The sequence below is a fragment of the Streptomyces sp. NPDC058620 genome, assembly GCF_042717135.1.
Taxonomy (GTDB): domain Bacteria; phylum Actinomycetota; class Actinomycetes; order Streptomycetales; family Streptomycetaceae; genus Streptomyces.
Genome location: NZ_JBHXQO010000029.1, coordinates 19671 through 35852, shown reverse-complemented (window position 1 = coordinate 35852; position 16182 = coordinate 19671). Strand labels below are relative to the sequence as shown.

Annotated in this window: 13 protein-coding genes; 7 read left to right on the top strand and 6 right to left on the bottom strand. The window is 67.5% G+C overall.

Annotation, left to right across the window (positions count from 1 at the left end):
* Nucleotides 1-19 precede the first annotated feature (19 nt).
* The 3 genes from ACFWSK_RS24045 to ACFWSK_RS24035 form a co-directional block, all read right to left on the bottom strand.
* Nucleotides 20-850 carry a maleylpyruvate isomerase family mycothiol-dependent enzyme gene (locus tag ACFWSK_RS24045; protein WP_383789758.1) on the bottom strand — a complete coding sequence of 277 codons (831 nt, stop codon included), beginning with the start codon at nucleotides 848-850 and terminating at the stop codon, nucleotides 20-22.
* 169 nt (nucleotides 851-1019) lie between these two features.
* Entirely contained in the window at nucleotides 1020-1580 is a 561-nt protein-coding gene (locus ACFWSK_RS24040; RefSeq protein ID WP_383789755.1) for a hypothetical protein, read from the bottom strand.
* A 95-nt stretch (nucleotides 1581-1675) separates the two neighbouring features.
* Complete coding sequence (locus tag ACFWSK_RS24035) at nucleotides 1676-2902, bottom strand: DNA sulfur modification protein DndB (protein ID WP_383789752.1); 1227 nt, start codon at nucleotides 2900-2902, stop codon at nucleotides 1676-1678.
* Between the two features lie 217 nt (nucleotides 2903-3119).
* On the opposite strand from ACFWSK_RS24035, the gene ACFWSK_RS24030 reads away from it, so the two are divergent.
* The 6 genes from ACFWSK_RS24030 (at nucleotide 3120) to ACFWSK_RS24005 (ending at nucleotide 13886) form a co-directional block, all read left to right on the top strand.
* Complete coding sequence (locus tag ACFWSK_RS24030) at nucleotides 3120-5273, top strand: N-6 DNA methylase (RefSeq protein ID WP_383789749.1); 2154 nt, start codon at nucleotides 3120-3122, stop codon at nucleotides 5271-5273.
* A 79-nt stretch (nucleotides 5274-5352) separates the two neighbouring features.
* On the top strand, nucleotides 5353-7470 hold the full coding sequence (locus ACFWSK_RS24025; protein ID WP_383789746.1) for an N-6 DNA methylase: 2118 nt from the start codon (nucleotides 5353-5355) through the stop codon (nucleotides 7468-7470).
* 23 nt (nucleotides 7471-7493) lie between these two features.
* Nucleotides 7494-8753 carry a restriction endonuclease subunit S gene (locus ACFWSK_RS24020; protein WP_383789743.1) on the top strand — a complete coding sequence of 420 codons (1260 nt, stop codon included), beginning with the start codon at nucleotides 7494-7496 and terminating at the stop codon, nucleotides 8751-8753.
* A complete protein-coding gene (locus ACFWSK_RS24015) occupies nucleotides 8750-10057 on the top strand; it encodes an AAA family ATPase (protein ID WP_383789740.1) in 1308 nt (435 codons plus the stop codon). Before ACFWSK_RS24020 ends, ACFWSK_RS24015 begins: the two co-directional genes overlap by 4 nt.
* Nucleotides 10054-10674 (top strand): DUF4276 family protein, encoded by a 621-nt coding sequence (locus ACFWSK_RS24010; protein WP_383789737.1) that lies wholly within the window; start codon nucleotides 10054-10056, stop codon nucleotides 10672-10674. The genes ACFWSK_RS24015 and ACFWSK_RS24010 overlap by 4 nt, the downstream gene beginning before the upstream one ends.
* Before the next feature lie 2 nt (nucleotides 10675-10676).
* On the top strand, nucleotides 10677-13886 hold the full coding sequence (locus tag ACFWSK_RS24005; protein WP_383789735.1) for a type I restriction endonuclease subunit R: 3210 nt from the start codon (nucleotides 10677-10679) through the stop codon (nucleotides 13884-13886).
* 74 nt (nucleotides 13887-13960) lie between these two features.
* Here the strand turns inward: ACFWSK_RS24005 and ACFWSK_RS24000 are convergent, their stop codons facing one another.
* Both ACFWSK_RS24000 and ACFWSK_RS23995 read right to left on the bottom strand, forming a co-directional pair.
* Nucleotides 13961-14173, bottom strand: coding sequence for a DUF397 domain-containing protein (locus ACFWSK_RS24000; RefSeq protein ID WP_383789732.1), 213 nt, complete (start codon nucleotides 14171-14173; stop codon nucleotides 13961-13963).
* Nucleotides 14170-15051 carry a helix-turn-helix domain-containing protein gene (locus tag ACFWSK_RS23995; protein ID WP_383789729.1) on the bottom strand — a complete coding sequence of 294 codons (882 nt, stop codon included), beginning with the start codon at nucleotides 15049-15051 and terminating at the stop codon, nucleotides 14170-14172. Before ACFWSK_RS23995 ends, ACFWSK_RS24000 begins: the two co-directional genes overlap by 4 nt.
* A 148-nt stretch (nucleotides 15052-15199) precedes the next feature.
* Between ACFWSK_RS23995 and ACFWSK_RS23990 the strand changes: the two genes are divergently transcribed.
* Nucleotides 15200-15715, top strand: coding sequence for an ATP-binding protein (locus tag ACFWSK_RS23990; RefSeq protein WP_383789726.1), 516 nt, complete (start codon nucleotides 15200-15202; stop codon nucleotides 15713-15715).
* A gap of 32 nt (nucleotides 15716-15747) precedes the next feature.
* Here the strand turns inward: ACFWSK_RS23990 and ACFWSK_RS23985 are convergent, their stop codons facing one another.
* Complete coding sequence (locus ACFWSK_RS23985; RefSeq protein WP_383789724.1) at nucleotides 15748-16164, bottom strand: hypothetical protein; 417 nt, start codon at nucleotides 16162-16164, stop codon at nucleotides 15748-15750.
* Nucleotides 16165-16182 lie beyond the last annotated feature (18 nt).

Genomic DNA, 16182 nt, shown 5'->3' with positions numbered 1-16182 from the left:
GGACGAGTGTCCGGCCCGATCACGGTGCCTTGAAGAGGGCCGGGAAGCGTGGAGCCAGCCACGCCTTGCGGCCCCAGGAGAGCACGCGGCCCGAGGCGATGGCGGCCGGCGTACGGCGACGGCCCAGGGTCATCAGGAAGAAGGTGACCGGTTCGGTGTGGATCGTGCAGTCCGGGCGGCTCGGTGGCCGGGGGCCCACCGTCACCGCTCCGTCGGCGAAGGTCACGCCGAAGCGGCTGCCGCCCCACAGGCGGATCGTGTAGCGAGCGGTCAGCCCCGCGGCGGCCGCGTCGTCCTTCATCCGTGGCATCGCGGTGATCAGGAAGGGGAGGGTCAGCTCGACCCGGGCCCGGTCGATCATGTGCGGCCGGTCGAGCGCGCGGGCCAGGTCGTAGCCGTGGCCGAGCATGTGCGTCAGCAGATAGGAGCCCACCACCTCGGGGCTCATCGGGCCCATCGGGGTGGTCACCGTCCCCTCGCTCGCGCGCCGTTCCGCTGCCTCGATTGCCTCGATGTACGCATCGGCCTGCGTGACGATCATCTCCGCCAGCGGACCTGCGCCCCTCTCGTCGAACGCGGCGAGCGCCCGCTCGTTCGCTTCGGCGATGCTCTGTGGCGTGCCGTCGCCATGGCGGAGTTCATGCCCGGCCGCGACCGCGGCCATCAGGTAGTTGGCCTGCGCCAGGTGCGCCGCCACCTCCCCGACGTTCCACACCAGGCCGGGTACGGGAGCCCTCATGTCGGTGCCTTCGGGCAACAGCGCGGCGACCTCCCTGGCCGTACCCCGTATCGCATCGGCGAGCCCTTCGGGCAGGGTGTCGCGCACGCCTTGCCCAGCCACTGATTCCACGCCGTTCCGCCTCGGTCTCGTGTCGGTGCCAGAGGTGCACAGCCCGTTGGCGGGCTGTTCTGGGTTACCCGCGGTACACAAGACCAGGCGCTGCGCGCTTCGACAAGACCTCGGGCAGCACTGCGCTCGCCGACCTCGACGGCGAAGGCGAAGGCGCTGCGCCGACCGGTCAGCTGACCTTCGTCCATTCCTGGCAGCGTTGGGTCTGGAAGTACTCGCCCTTGTTGAGGGTAACGCGCCCCGGTCCTTCCAGGTTGTTGTTGGCGATGATCGCGTCGAACTCACCGCTGGCGTCCTTGAGCCGGGCCCAGTAGCAGCCGAACGCCCCGTCACTGCCTGCGGTCTTGTACGTCCCTGCCGCGATGTCCTCACCGACCAGGTACTCCCCGTCCCCGCCGAAGGTGCTCACAGGACCGGCCTCCTTCGTCTCCTTCGGCTTGGCAGTCACCGTCTTGGTCACCGTCGGCGCGGGAGCAGCCTTGGCCGTCTCGGTCACGGTCACGGTCACCGTCGGACCCGGCTTCGCGGTGGCGTCGGCCTGGCTGCCCGCTTCAGCCTCTGTGCTGGAGCCGATGCCCGTGCCGATGAGCAGGGCGACGAAGGCGACCGCGCCGTGTGTGAGCCACGCCTTGCCGCGCGAGGGCTTGCGCGGCGCGGGGGCCGGCGGGGCCGGGACGCCGTACTGGGGCGCGCTGTACGGTCCGGGGCCCTGATACTGCGGAGTGTTCATGGCGTGCTCCAAGTAGGCGTGGTGAGTGGTGGGTTCGGGATTTCCCCCGCCGGAACGACGGGCCGGGCTGGTGCGGGCGCGTGTCGGATCCGTTGCTACTGGCCGCGGATCCTGCGCCCCGCCTCGGTGCCGGGGTAGAGGATCGCGTCGGCGACCCGGCCACCGGAGTCCTTGACTCCGCCGCTGAAGTTGAGCCGTCCCGTGGCGCTCGCCTTGGCAGCGACGCCGTCCCAGTAGCGGGGCTCACGGTCCCACTGGATGTCGGCGAGGAGCCGGTACAGGTCCTCGGCGGCCAGCGCGTTCATCGGGTCGGCCCACGGGGTGGTCTGGTGCACGGCGATGCCGAGGCCCGCGAGTACGGCCGGCGCCGTGATGGCACTGCGCGAGGCGAAGTGCGGGTAGTGGTCGGAGATCAGCCGGGCCAACGTGGGGACGACATTCCCCTCCACGTGCTCGGCGTTCGCCCCGGAGGGGAGCTCGTCCTCGTGGACGGTCTCCGCCGAGCGGGTCAGTCCGGCGCGCCCGTAGATCGCGGTGATGACGAGAGCACGCAGCGCGGAGAGCGTGATGACCTCCGGGTCGGTCTTGCCGACCTGCCGCTTGCTGGCGTTGACGAGCTTCGTGAACGGTACGAGTCTGTCGTCGACTTCGACCTTGACGGAGTCGGCGAGTCGGTGCGCGAGACGGGTCGCGAAGTCCCGCTGATCCATGGACATGGCCAGGTTCTTGGCGACGACGACGCCCTGCACATTGCGGTCGTAGAAGATCTGACGGGCATCGGCGACGGACAGGTCCACGTACAGCTCGAAGGGGACGCGGATGTGGGCGAGTTCGGCGTAGGTGAGCCCGAACCGCTCGGGGTCGTCGTAGAGCTCGTGCCAGGCCGCCGTCTGCGTCTCGCCGTCGATGGCGACGACGCAGGTGCCGGGGGTGATGGTCAGCGTCCGCAGTCCGGTGCCGGGCAGCAGCTCGTCGCTGAGGGCGGCGAGCGGGCCCGCGTGCCAGAACGTGATCGGCGGCGTGGACCAGCCGGCACCCAGCTCGCCCTTCACGCCGTCGGCGATGTACTCGGCGTACGAGCCGACGTTCTTCCCCTTCTGCGTGGACTTCAGCGCACGCTGCACCAGGGCCCGCAGCTCGGCATGGCGCCGTACCGCGCCGGACGCGGCCTTGAGCGTCTTGGTGTCCTCCTCGCGGCGGGGCGAGGGGACGAGCTGGACGAGGGTCGCCACGGACATGGTCCCGATCACGGCGTCCGCCCGGAACGGCATGACGGTGAGCTGGATTCCTTCGACGACCGTGGTCGGCAGGGTGATGTGCATGAGGCGTCTCCCTCGGGATCAGAGGAGCGGCACACGTCTGGGCACCGCGTCGCAAGGTGTGGGGAACAGGCACGCCGAAGACTTTCGCCGTGACGAGCGCCGCCAACCGGAAGCTCCACCAGATAAGCATCGCCGTGAAAGCACTGTCAAACGCCTTGAGGGATTTGACTCGCGCTGTACAGTGTTTACTGTTCACTCCCGAGAGGCCCAGGAACCCATGCCCCAGCCATCAGCTCAGGTGACCGCCGCCGAGATCTCCCGAATCGCGGGGGTCACGCGTGCCACCGTCAGCAACTGGCGCCGTCGGCACGACGACTTCCCGGCCCCGTCCGGCGGCACCGACAGCAGTCCGCTCTACGACCTGGAAGCGGTACGGATGTGGCTGGAGGCGCGCGGCCAGTCGTCCGCCGCCACACCGTCCGAGGAGCTGCGCACCGTACTGCGGCTCCACGGGTCGGGGTCCGGCGTCGCAGGCCGCTTGTTCCCTCTCGTCCTGGCGGCCTCACGCCGCAGCGCGGACGAGCTCACCGTGCTTGACGGCCTGCCCGACTCCGACGTCATCGCGCAGGCCGACAGCGCTGCGGCCGAGCTGGCCGGCTCGGTCCCGGAGGCCCAGACCGTCCACTTCCGTCCGGACGACGTCAGCGCTCTCCGTGCTCTGATTCGCTGCGTACGCAGTGAGGGTGCGCAGAGCACTCTCGATGTCCTCGCCGAACGCGAACTGGACGACACGGCCTCCAGCGGTACGTATCAGACGCCTCCGGGACTCGCGGACCTCATGGCACGGCTCCTGTCGGATCACACCACGCGCGTCCTCGATCCGGCGTGCGGCAGCGGCAGTCTGCTCGCGGCGGCGGCCCGTCGGGGCGCGACAGGGCTGTACGGCCAGGACTCCCTGTCCGTACAGGCTCAGCGCACTGCGGTACGGCTGCTGCTGTCGGCGCCGGATGCGCAGGTCACCGTGCGCGCGGGCGACACCCTGCGCGCCGATGCCTTCCCCGAGCTGAGGGTGGGCGGCGTTCTCTGCAATCCGCCGTACGGCGATCGCGACTGGGGCCACGAGGAGCTCGCATACGACCAGCGATGGGCTTACGGAGTACCGCCGCGGATCGAGTCGGAGCTGGCCTGGACGCAGCACGCACTGGCGCACCTGGAGCCCGGCGGCTACGCGGTGATCCTGCTGCCCCCGGCCACAGCCGCTCGTGCCTCCGGCCGCCGCATCCGTGCCGAGCTCGTACGCAGCGGCGCGCTGCGTGCGGTTGTCGGCCTGCCCATCGGCGCTTCCGCTCCCCTGCACATCGGCCTGCACCTGTGGGTCCTTCAGCGCCCGGAGCCGGGTGGCACGGGCGGCGCGTCCGTGCTGTTCGTGGACGTGAGCGGGGACCAGGGCGAAGGCGCTGCGAGCTCACCGCAGGCTACGCAATCCCGTCTGCGGCCCCGCCGTACGGGTGTGGACTGGAGCGGGCTGTCGGACGAGGTCCTGGCCCATTGGGCCGCGTACAGGGGGGATCCGGAAGCCTTCGCCGATACACCCGGCGCGGCGCGCGCAGTCCCGACCATCGATCTCGTCGACGACCTCGTCGACCTCACGCCGGCCCGACAGGTGCGTGCCGCACCTGTCGACATCGATCCGGCGGAGGTGGCAGAGCGCGCGGAGGAACGGCGCAAGCTGCTCGTCACGTCCCTCACCGCGCTGGAGAGCGCGGCGGGTTTCGGACCGTGGAGGGCAGCAGTCACAGAGTCCGCACGGGCGTGGCGTACGGCTACGGTCTCCGATCTCGCCCGAGGAGGCGCGCTCTCCTTGCTGCGGGCGGCAGTCCCCGTCAGCCGTGGGGACACCCGCGACGAGAGCCCGGACACGGACGGCAGGGAACGCCCGGTGCTCACCGCGTCCGACATCAGGAGCGGCGCCAGCCCCTCGGGCTCGGCGGAAGACCTGCGTACCGATGCGGCGCACACCGTCGCCACGGGTGATGTTCTCGTACGAGGTGTAGCCGGCGGCAACGGAATGATGGTTCGCGTCGCGGACGAGGCGGACGCCGAAGCCCTGCTCGGCCACCACATCCACCTGCTGCGGCCGGACCCGGCTCGGCTCGACCCCTGGTTCCTCGCGGGGTTCCTCGGCGCCGAGGACAACATCGCCGGAGCCTCCACGGGCAGCACCGTCCTGCACGTCACGCCGGGCAGGCTGCGCGTACCGCTGCTTCCGCTGGAGGAGCAACGACGGTACGGGGCGGCGTTCCGCCGCGCACACGAACTACGCGCCGCGGCCCGCCGGACGGCCGAGCTCGGCGAGGAGACGGCACGCGCGCTGCTCACCGGTCTGACGGCCGGAGCGCTGCTCCCGCCGCCGGAGAGCCCGTTGGCCTGAACGGCAACGCCGCCTCCACATATCGACCACACTGGATCGCAACCGTCCCAAGCGGGCCGGGGCCATCGAAGGGAACGCGTTGAACAGCAGTAAGCACACGGAACTGGCGAACCATGCCTGGTCCGTCGCCGACCTCCTGCGCGGCGATTACAAGCAGTCCGACTACGGCAAGGTCATCCTGCCGTTCACGGTGCTGCGCCGCCTGGAGTGCGTCCTTGAGCCGACGCGCGAAAAGGTCATCGAGGTCGTCGCCGAGCTCGAAGGCCAGGAGGTCGACAAGGGACGCTTCCTGCGCAGGGCGTCGGGCCACTCCTTCTACAACACGACGCCGCTCACGTTGAAGAAGATCGCCCATGATGCACAGAACGCCGCGCAGAACCTCCAGCTCTACGTCGCGGGTTTCTCGGACAACGCCCGCGAGGTCCTGGAGAAGTACGACTTCAACCAGCAGATCAAGAAGCTGGAATCGGCGAAACTGCTGTACGACGTCATCGGCCGGTTCACCGACCTGGACCTGCGTCCCGAGGTCGTGCCCAATCACAACATGGGGTACATCTTCGAGGACTTGATCCGCCGCTTCTCCGAGCAGTCGAACGAGACCGCGGGTGAACACTTCACCCCGCGCGAGGTCATCAAGCTGATGGTCAACCTCCTCGTCGCCCCCGACGCGGACGCCCTGACCCTGCCCGGCTCGGTGCGCACGGTGATGGACCCGGCCTGCGGCACGGGCGGGATGCTCAGCGCCGCCGAGGACCACGTCAAGTCGCTCAACGAGAATGCCCGGGTGAAGGTGTATGGGCAGGAGCTCAACCCCGAGTCGTGGGCGATCTGCCGTTCCGACCTGATGATCAAGGGCCAGGACCCGGAGAACATCGCTCTCGGCAACTCCTTCTCGGACGATGGTCATTCGGGCCAGACGTTCGACTACATCCTGGCCAACCCGCCGTTCGGTGTGGACTGGAAGAAGGTCAAGGACGACGTCGAGACGGAGTACGAAACGCTCGGCGACTCCGGCCGCTTCGGAGCGGGCCTGCCCCGCATCAATGACGGCTCGCTGCTTTTCCTCCAGCACATGATCTCGAAGATGAAGCCGGTGGACGTGAACGGCGGGGGCGGCTCGCGCGTCGCCATCGTCTTCAACGGTTCGCCGTTGTTCAGTGGTGCCGCCGAGTCCGGCGAGTCCAACATCCGCCGGTGGATCCTGGAGAACGACTGGCTGGAGGCGATCGTCGCCCTCCCCGACCAGCTCTTCTACAACACCGGTATCTCCACGTACTTCTGGATCCTGACGAACAGGAAGTCCGCCGACCACAAGGGCAAGGTCGTGCTGCTGGATGCGCGCGGCTCCTGGCTCAAGATGCGCAAGTCGCTCGGCGACAAGCGCAAGGAGCTGGGCGACGGCACGGGCAACCGCCCGAACCACATCGGCGACATCACGAAACTGTACGGAGAGGCGCTGCACGTCGCCGCCGACCCGGAGCACGCGGACCACGGCAAGGTGAAGGTCTTCAAGAACGAGGACTTCGGCTACCACCGCATCACGGTCGAACGCCCGCTGAGGCTGCGCTTCGAGCTGACGGACGAGACCTTGGCAGCGCTCGTCGCGTCCAAGCCGGTCCAGAAGTGGGCGGAGGAGCGGGCGCTTCCGAGGCACCCGGAGCTGGCCGCAGTGGTCAAGGCCCGCCGCAAGCTGACGGATGAGGAGGCGGCGCAGGTCCAGGAGGTGGTGGGCACTGAGGCTGCGGTGTTCGCAGAGGCGCTGCGGCCATTGGTCGGTACGTCGTGGCCGAAGAAGTCGGAGGCGACGGTCGCGCTCAAGGACGCGGTGATCGAAGCCGGCCTGCTGTGGCCGACCGGTGCGCCGTTCGCGAAGGCGGTCAGGGACACGGTGGGGGTACGTGACCCTGAGGGCGAGCTCCAGAAGCTCAAGGGCGGTGCTCCGGAGCCGGACACGGAGATGCGGGACTACGAGAACGTGCCGCTGGACGAGGACGTGGAGGACTACCTCAAGCGAGAGGTGCACCCGCACGTTCCGGACGCGTGGATCGACCACACGAAGACGAAGGTCGGCTACGAGATCCCGTTCACGCGCCACTTCTACGTGTACGAGCCGCCGAGGCCGCTGGCGGAGATCGACGCTGAACTGAAGTCGCTTGAGGCGGAGATTCAGGCGCTGCTGGGTGAGGTCACCGAATGAGTAATAGGCTTCCGTTGAAGCGCGTGGCTCAGGTACGTTACGGTCTCGGCCAGCCGCCACCACTTTCTGATCAAGGGGTGGCAATCATTCGGGCAACCAACATCAGCAGGGGACGAATCACCGAAGCGAACATGCTTAGGGCCGCAATTGATGATCTGCCGTTGGATCGTGCTCCTCTACTCGCCGAGGGTGAGATCCTCGTCGTCCGCAGCGGTGCCTACACTGGAGACTCTGCGCGGGTCTCGTCCGACTGGGTCGGTAGTGCGCCTGGGTATGACATGCGAGTAACTCCGCGAGCCATTGAATCCCGTTATTTGGCGTATTCACTGCTAGGTAATTCGGCTCTTGACCAGATGACTTTGGCGAGCACGCGCGCAGCGCAACCACACCTTAACGCCGAAGAGCTGGGTGAGGTTGAACTCTGGGTTCCCGCACTGGAGGAGCAACGCCGCATCGCCGACTTCCTGAATACCGAAACCGCCCGCATCGACCGCCTGATGGCGCGTCGTCAGGCACAGGGGAAGCGGCTCGATGAACGGGCTTACGCCTCGGTTTCCGAGATTCTCGTACCAGGGATCCTGTCTAGTCCGCTGACTCAATGGCCTTGGACCTGGCTGCCTGAAATGACCTCGGATCGTCCACTCGTGCGCCTCGGCTACGTATGTAAGCTGCAGAACGGTCTGACAGTTGACGGAAAGCGTGACGTCTCAGGCGATGTCGTAACGCGTCCGTACTTGCGAGTGGCTAATGTGCAAGCTGGTCGCGTGGATCTGGGGACCGTCAATGAGATCACGGTGCCACGAGACATCGCCGAGCGGAGCACGCTTCGTCCGGGGGACGTGCTCATGACTGAGGGTGGCGACTTGGACAAACTTGGTCGCGGCACGGTCTGGCAAGGAGAGCTTCCTGGGTGCCTGCATCAGAACCACGTATTCGCTCTACGGCCGGCGCCCGACCGACTGGATGGTGACTATTTGGCTCTCATGACACGGACACTGCATGGGCGCTGTTACTTCGAAAGCACCGGCACAAAGACAACGAACCTCGCCTCGACGAATAGCAGCAAGATCCTCAGCTTCCCGATTCCGCTCCCCGATGTGGCCGTTCAACGCGAACTGGCCCAGCGAGCGCAACAGGCGCTAGACAGCATCGAGAACGCGAGTCAGCTCTTGGACCGGCAGCTCAGACTCCTGCAGGAGCGCCGCCAAGCTCTCATCACCGCCGCCGTAACCGGCCAGTTCGACGTCTCCACCGCCTCCGGTCGAGGAGTTGACTCGCCATGACCACCGAGCCCGAGCGCTCCTCCCACCCCGTCCCCTTCGTCACCCGCGTCCGCATCGAGAGCTACAAGTCGATCGCCACCTGCGACGTAGCCCTCGGACCCCTCACCGTCCTCGCCGGATACAACGCCGCCGGAAAGTCCAACTTCCTCGATGCGATCCGCTTCGTTCGCGATGCTCTGGAACACTCACCGGCCAAGGCGCTGGCCGCGCGCGGTGGGCTCGACCGGGTGTTGTTCCGGTCGCCCGAGCGAGAGGGAGCCGAGCAGGCGGCGTCCTTCTCGATCTGCCTGGACCTCCAGCTCGTACCCGAACAAGGCGACGGTCTGCCTCGACCCGCGCTATATGCCGTCGAGATCGGCAGGGGCCCAGCCGGCGAGGGGGCTCACGTCGTCCTGCGTGAGGAGAGTCGGCTACAGCTCTCCGACGACTGGACCGAGTCCTTCGTCCTCACCCCTGATGGCCTTGATTCCACCGATGGCCTCGATGTCTCGCGCCGCGCCCTGTCCGGCCGGCGCGACCGCCTCTTCCTTTCGGCCGCCGCGCTGCAAGGGCCGTTCTTCTCCGTCGAGACCGCCCTCCTCAACACGGCCTTCTACGAGCTGGACTCAGCGGCGCTGCGAGCGACCGACGACGAGGCGTCTCGGCACTCCCGACTCGGTCCGGCCGGGGAACACATCGGGCATGTGCTGGGGCTGATGGCCGACGAGTACCCGTTGCTGAAGGAGGAGACGGACGCGTCCCTCCGGGCCGTCGTTCCAGCCTCGCTCGGCGTGGACGAACGGCGAGAGGGAAACTTCTCCTCGCTTCAGGCCCGATTCTGGACGGCGGATCAGACCAACCCCCTGCCGTACTGGGAAGCAGTCAATTCAGGTGCTGTCGCCGCCGCCGACCCGCATGTGCAGGTGTTCCACCAGCAACAGCTCTCCGAAGGCACGGTGCGAGCAGCAGGCGTGCTGACGGCACTCTTCCAGCCCGATGCCGCCAACGGGACCATCCCGCTGCTTGCCATCGAGGAGCCGGAGCTGGCGATCCACCCGTCAAAGGCGGGGGCGCTCTTCGAGGCGGCGGAGAGTGCTTCTCTCCGCACTCAGATCATCGTGACCACGCAGAGCTCCGACTTCCTGGACGACGAGCACGTCCGGCCCGAGCACCTGCGGATGGTGGAGATGGTAGGTGGAGTGACGTACGTCGGTGAACTCGACGCACGCACCCGCCACTACCTGGAGGAGCGCCCCGACATGCTCCCCGAGCTCCATCGCAAGGAACAGTTGCGTCCCGCTCAGCTGACCGAGGGCACCCCGTGAGCACTCCGTCCGTCAGGCCCCGACGGATCGTCACCATCGTCGAAGGACACGGCGAGGTCCAGGCCCTGCCGGTACTCCTCTGGCGTCTCCACAGTGAACTGGCTCCCGAGGTCTGGCTGGACTTACCGCGCCCCTTCCGTGTCGGCCGGGATTCCCTGCTCGTCGAGCGCGGAATCGAAGACGCGGTCGACGCAGCGCTGTCGACCGCACAGGACGTAGAAGGATTACTCGTGCTCTTCGACTCCGACGACGACTGTCCGGCCACGCTCGGCCCCGCGCTCCGCGAGCGGATCGAACGCGCCCGTCCCGGATTGCCGACGGCCGTGGTCCTGGCGCACCGGGAGTACGAGTCCTGGTTTCTCGCCGCTGCCCCGTCATTGCGCGGAGTCCAGGGAATGGCCGCTGACCTGGATTCGCCGCCGCGTCCCGAGGACATCCGCGGCTGCAAGGAGTGGCTGACCCGGCACCGTCCAGCCGGCCGGCCCTACAAGCCCATGGAACATCAGCCGGGCTTGACCATGGCCTTCGACATCGCCATGGCTCGCGCCAACTCACCCTCCTTCGACAAGTTCTGCCGAGACGTCGCCTATCTTCTGACCGGAAAACGGGGAGCATAGTCATGGCCGTTCACCATGAGTCCGCCTTCGGCGACGCCATAGTCGCCTCTATGTCCGAGCGCGGCTGGCGCGAGGCGAGTCCGAAGGACTATCAGGCAGACCTCGGCCTGGACACCAACGAGTTGTTCACTTTCATCGGCGAGACCCAGGGTGACGCGTGGCACGACCTCGTCGACACCTACTACCACCGCGACCCGGACGACGCACAGCGCGGTTTCGCCAAGCGGCTCGGCCAAGCCCTCGCCGATCCCAAGCGCGGCGTCATCGACGTGCTGCGTAACGGGGTCAAGGACCAGGGCGTCCTGATCCGCGTCGCCTACTTCAAGCCGAACCTCGTCGCGGACGACTCCGTGCTCGATGGTTACCGGGCCAACCGCCTCACTGTCGTACGCGAGGTGAAGTACGCGACCAAGCGGGCGGACAAGGACAATGAGCTCGACCTGACCCTGTTCCTGAACGGAATCCCGCTCGCCACCGCCGAGTTGAAGAATCCGCTCACCCGGCAAGGGGTCGAGGACGCCAAGGCCCAGTACCGCACGAAGCGAGACGCCACCGAGCTGATCTTCCAGCACCGCGTGGTCGCGAACTTCGCGGTCGACCCGGATCTCGTCTTCGTCACCACCCGACTGCGCGGCGAGAAGACGCACTTCCTGCCCTTCAACACCGGCTCCGCGGGCCCCGGCCGGCCGGGCGGCGCCGGAAACCCGGCGCCGAGCGCGCCGGGCACGTACTCCACCTCGTACCTGTGGGAGCAGGTGTGGCAGCGGGACAACTGGCTCGACCTGCTGCACCGGTTCGTGCACGTCCACAAGGAGAAGACTCCTGGAGGTGGCAGCACGAAGAAGACGATCTTCCCGCGCTACCAGCAGTGGGACGCGGTCAAGAAGCTCACCGCGCATGCCGCCGCGCACGGCGCAGGACACAACTACCTGGTCATGGCCTCCGCCGGCTCCGGAAAGTCGAACACCATCGGCTGGCTCGCCCACCGTCTCAGTGACCTGCACACGCCCACCGATCCGCGCGAGTTGGCCACCGAAGCACTCGCCTCGGGTGTGCGCCCCGGCGAGCCGGTCTTCGACAAGGTCATCGTCATCACCGACCGCCGCAACCTCGACTCACAGCTCCGCGAGACGATCGGCGGCTTCTCGCAGACCGCGGGACTCGTCGTGAAGATCGACGAGCAGTACGGGGCGAAGGGCGCCCAGTTGGCGAAGGCGCTCTCCCGGGACACCGGCAAGATCGTCACGGTCACCCTGCACTCCTTCCCGGCGCTGCTCGACTACGTCAAGCGCAACCCCACCGAGATCCAGGGCTCGAACTTCGCGATCATCGTGGACGAAGCGCATTCCTCGCAGTCCGGCGGTGCCGCCACCGACGTACGGAAAGCCCTACGCGACCTCGGACTGGACTCCGACTCCGACGACGCGGGTTCCACGGAGGCACAGGCGGAAGAGCCCGCCCCCACCCTCCAGGAACAGTTGAAGCAGGAGGCCAAGAACCGCTCCATGGCCTCGAACCTCTCCTACTTCGCGTTCACCGCCACGCCCAAGGACAAGACGCTCCAGCTCTTCGGCACGCTCCAGGACGTCGAGGGCGAGGCGAAGTACCGGCCGTTCCACACCTACTCGATGCGGCAGGCCATCGAGGAGGGCTTCATCCTCGACCCGCTGCGCAACTACGTCACGTACGAGACGTACTGGAAGCTCGTCAACAAGAACCCCGACGAGGTGGAAGTCGACCCGACCAAGGCGAACCCGCTGCTGGCCCGGTACGCGCTGACGCACGAGTACACCGTCGCCCAGCACGCACAGGTGATCGTCGAGCACTTCGTCGCGCACACCCGCGGTCGTCTGGGAGGTCGCGCCAAGTCGATGGTGGTGACCGCCTCGCGGCAGTCCGCCGTGCAGATGGCCCGTGCCATCAAGAGCTACCTCAAGGACCGCGGGTACGACACCAAGTACCCGGAGCTCGGAGTTCTCGTCGCCTTCTCCGGCTCGCTCACGATCGACGGCGAGGAGACGACCGAGCCGAAGGAGAACGGCGGGATCGCGGAGAGCGCGCTGCCGAAGGCGTTCGCGTACACCCGTGCCGATGACAAGGCGATCCGCTCCGGCGGGAAGGGCCAGCAGGAGTACCGGATTCTCGTCGTCGCGGAGAAGTACCAGACCGGCTTCGACCAGCCGCTCCTCACCACGATGTACGTCAACAAGACGCTCAGCGGCATCGCGGCCGTACAGACCTTGTCCCGGCTCAACCGGACCGCCGAACGCAAGGCCCAGGCGGACCTCGCGGTGCTGGACTTCGTCAACAAGGCCGAGGACATCCAGGATGCCTTCCGTCCGTACTTCGAGGAGGCGATGACCCTGCCCTCCGACCCGAACCTCCTCTACCAGGCACAGAGCCGGGTGATGTCCGCGCCCATTCTCGCGGCGAAGGAAATGGACGAGTTCGCCGAGGCGTACTTCGAGGCCCAGGAGAAGGCGGCAGGCTCACAGGCCAAGTGGGAGAAGCTGCATGCCGAGCTCTACCGGCTGCTCTCCCCCGCCGTCGCCCGCTTCACCGCCCTCCAGGCGAGCGACGACGAGGACGACGAGCAGACCGCCGAGGACTTCCGCGCCGATCTCAACGACTACGTCCGCAAGTACGGCTTCCTCGCACAGATCGTCCCGTACCAGGATGCGGAGCTTGAACGGCTGCACCTGTACGGCCGCCACCTCCTCAACCGGCTGCCGCGCAGGGCGGACGGAGGGGTGGACATCGGAGAGGTCGACCTCAGTCACCTCCGGGTGGAGCAGACCGGCGAGCACGATGTCAGCCTCTCCCCCGAGGGTCCGACGACCATGCCGGGCTTCGGCGACGGAACGGGCGGGGCGCAGGAGCCGGAGAAGTCCCTGCTGTCCGAACTGATCGACCGGTTCAACAGCAAGTTCGGCACCGACTTCACCGAGCAGGACCTGCTGCCGGCCTTCAACGCGGCCGTCGCGGACTCCGAAGTACGCCGCGTGGCCGTCGTGAACGACGAGGCGAACTTCGGCGAGGTCTTCGACGAGGTCTTTGCCGACAAGGTGGAGGAGCACGTGGGCCTCATCACCGACCTCGGCAAGCGGTACTTCGCCCCGGACAAGGGCTTCCAGTCCTCCCTCAACCGCAGCGCCCGCCGCGCGGCGTGGCGGATGATCCGCCGCGAGGAGGGCGTGGACGACGCGGCCTGATGGCCGGGGGACGGACACACGCGTGGGACCTGTCGCTGGTGGTTCGCGGCAGGTCCCACGTGGCTGCGTACGGCTCAGATCGGCCGGTCGGCCGCCAGCCCGACGAACCCGGCCCACGCGTGGGGGGAGACGGTCAGGACCGGACCGGCGGAGGTCTTCGAGTCGCGGATGTGTACGGCTCCGGGGGCGTTGGCCACCTCCACGCACTGTCCACCCTCGGCGCCGCTATAACTGCTCTTGACCCAGGCGAGTTCCGGAACGGCAACCGAGGGTTCTGCGGTGTTCATAGCTCTCCCAGCAACTTCTCGACGTATCCCAGGGTCTCTCGCGGAGTGAGAGCCTGGGACCGGATGATCCCATAACGCGCCGCAGCCAGACGGACCTCTTCGCGATCCGTCAGCAGGCTGCTCCGGCCTTGGACCTCCATGTACGTGAGATGCTCTCCGCCTTTGCGCGTGATCACTGTGAACGGGCCGTCCACCCCGGCGTTGTCCTCACGGTCGAGGGGCATGACCTGGATCTCCACATTCCGATTCTGACCAATGAGGAGAAGTTGTTCGAGTTGGCCTCGCAGCACGGGCTTTCCGCCAAGGCACCTTCGCACAACTGACTCCTCAAGGACGAAGCTCAGCAATGGTGCGGGCCAGCGGCTGAAGATCTCCTGTCGAGCGAGGCGCGCTGTCACTCGGAGCTCGATCGTCTCCTCGTCCAGCAACGGGCGACGCATCGCAAGCAACGCCCGCGTGTACTCCTCCGTCTGCAACAGCCCGTTGACTACGTGGGTGTCGTACACGCACAACTCGACCGCCTCGGCCTCCAGCCGCGCCATGTCCCGGAAGAACGCCGGATACTGCGCCCGCGCGACCTCCTCCTTCAGCGCCTTGAGCACACCCCCGGCATCCAGAACCTCGTCCGCCCGGTCGATGAACGTCGGCGGTGGAATCCGTCGCCCCTGCTCGAACGACGCCACCGACTGTCCCGCGTATCCCACCCGCTTCCCGAACTCCGTCCGGTCCAGCCCCGCCCGCACCCGCAGCAGCTTCAGCTGCCTCCCGAACACGGTCACCACACCCGAGCCCGGCTCGTCCTCCGGACGAGGCCCGGCGTCATCCCGTTCGCCCGGCTCGCCCCGCTCGCCCAGCCCCATCGGCTCCGAAGTATCCATCGGCCTCACCACCTCACCGGCCCAACGCCGCGCCCCGGAGATCGTCACGCGGCGTGCCACGTACACATCGCACACCGTCGCGTACAAGCAGCACTCGACGGCGCGTCACCACTGGTCACGCTACGCCACCGAGCGTCACCGTGAAGGCATGACAAGCAAGCAGCCACTCCCCGTACGCCCCACCCGCACCGCCCAACCCCTGTTCCCCTGGCATCACTTCACGATGCGCTTCAGCTCCACCCCACGCGGCGCCCGTCTCGCCCGACGCCTGGCCGGCGAACGCCTCGACGCCTGGGGCATCCCCTACGCGAGCGATGCCCATGACGTGCTGACGCTGATCGTGGCGGAGCTCAGCGCGAACGCCGTACGCCACGGGCACGTACCCGGACGTGACTTCCGCCTTCGGCTGTCCGCGGAGGGCCGGGCTCTCCGCGTGGAGGTCACCGACACGCGCGGCGAACGCATCCCCGTCCTCGCCGAACCGTCGGACGACCTGGACGGAGGCCGCGGCCTGCTCCTGGTGGCCGCGCTCACCGACCGCTGGGGCTGGTATCCGTGCGTCGACGGGCCGGGCAAGACGGTCTGGGCGACATTCGCCTTGACCGGTCACATCGAAGCGCACTGCGTCACCGGCGACGGCTACGGTCGGCCGACCGAGTTGTAGGCCGCCCCGCCGGGACCCGATTGGCACGCATGTCAGAACGCCTGCATGTAGACCCGAGTGCTGTCGGCGTCCAGTTCAAGGACGTGGATCTCGATCCACCCGACCCCACTCCGTCGCTTGTCACCCGCGCAGGGCGGACACACCCCAGCCCAACGGGCGCCCTTCTGGGTCTGAGGCTCAGCAAGACCGAGGTGCCCGAAGAGTTCGGCCGCAGGGGGAAGGTCGTGGTTCCTGGTGCGCAGCGGCTTCTCGGGACGCAGATCTGCTGCAATCCGTTCGGCGGTCTTCTCGTCGGTGACGAAGGAGAGCAGGTAGATGTCTTCCTGCGGGTTGACCTGAACGGCGCCCTTCACTTCCTTCGCTCGCTCGGGCACCTTCACCTTCATGAACGCGGACGCCTCGGAAGCGCCCATGCCCTTTCCCCAGTGCGTGGTACGTCCGTCGGCCACGCTCGGATCGTCCGCGCC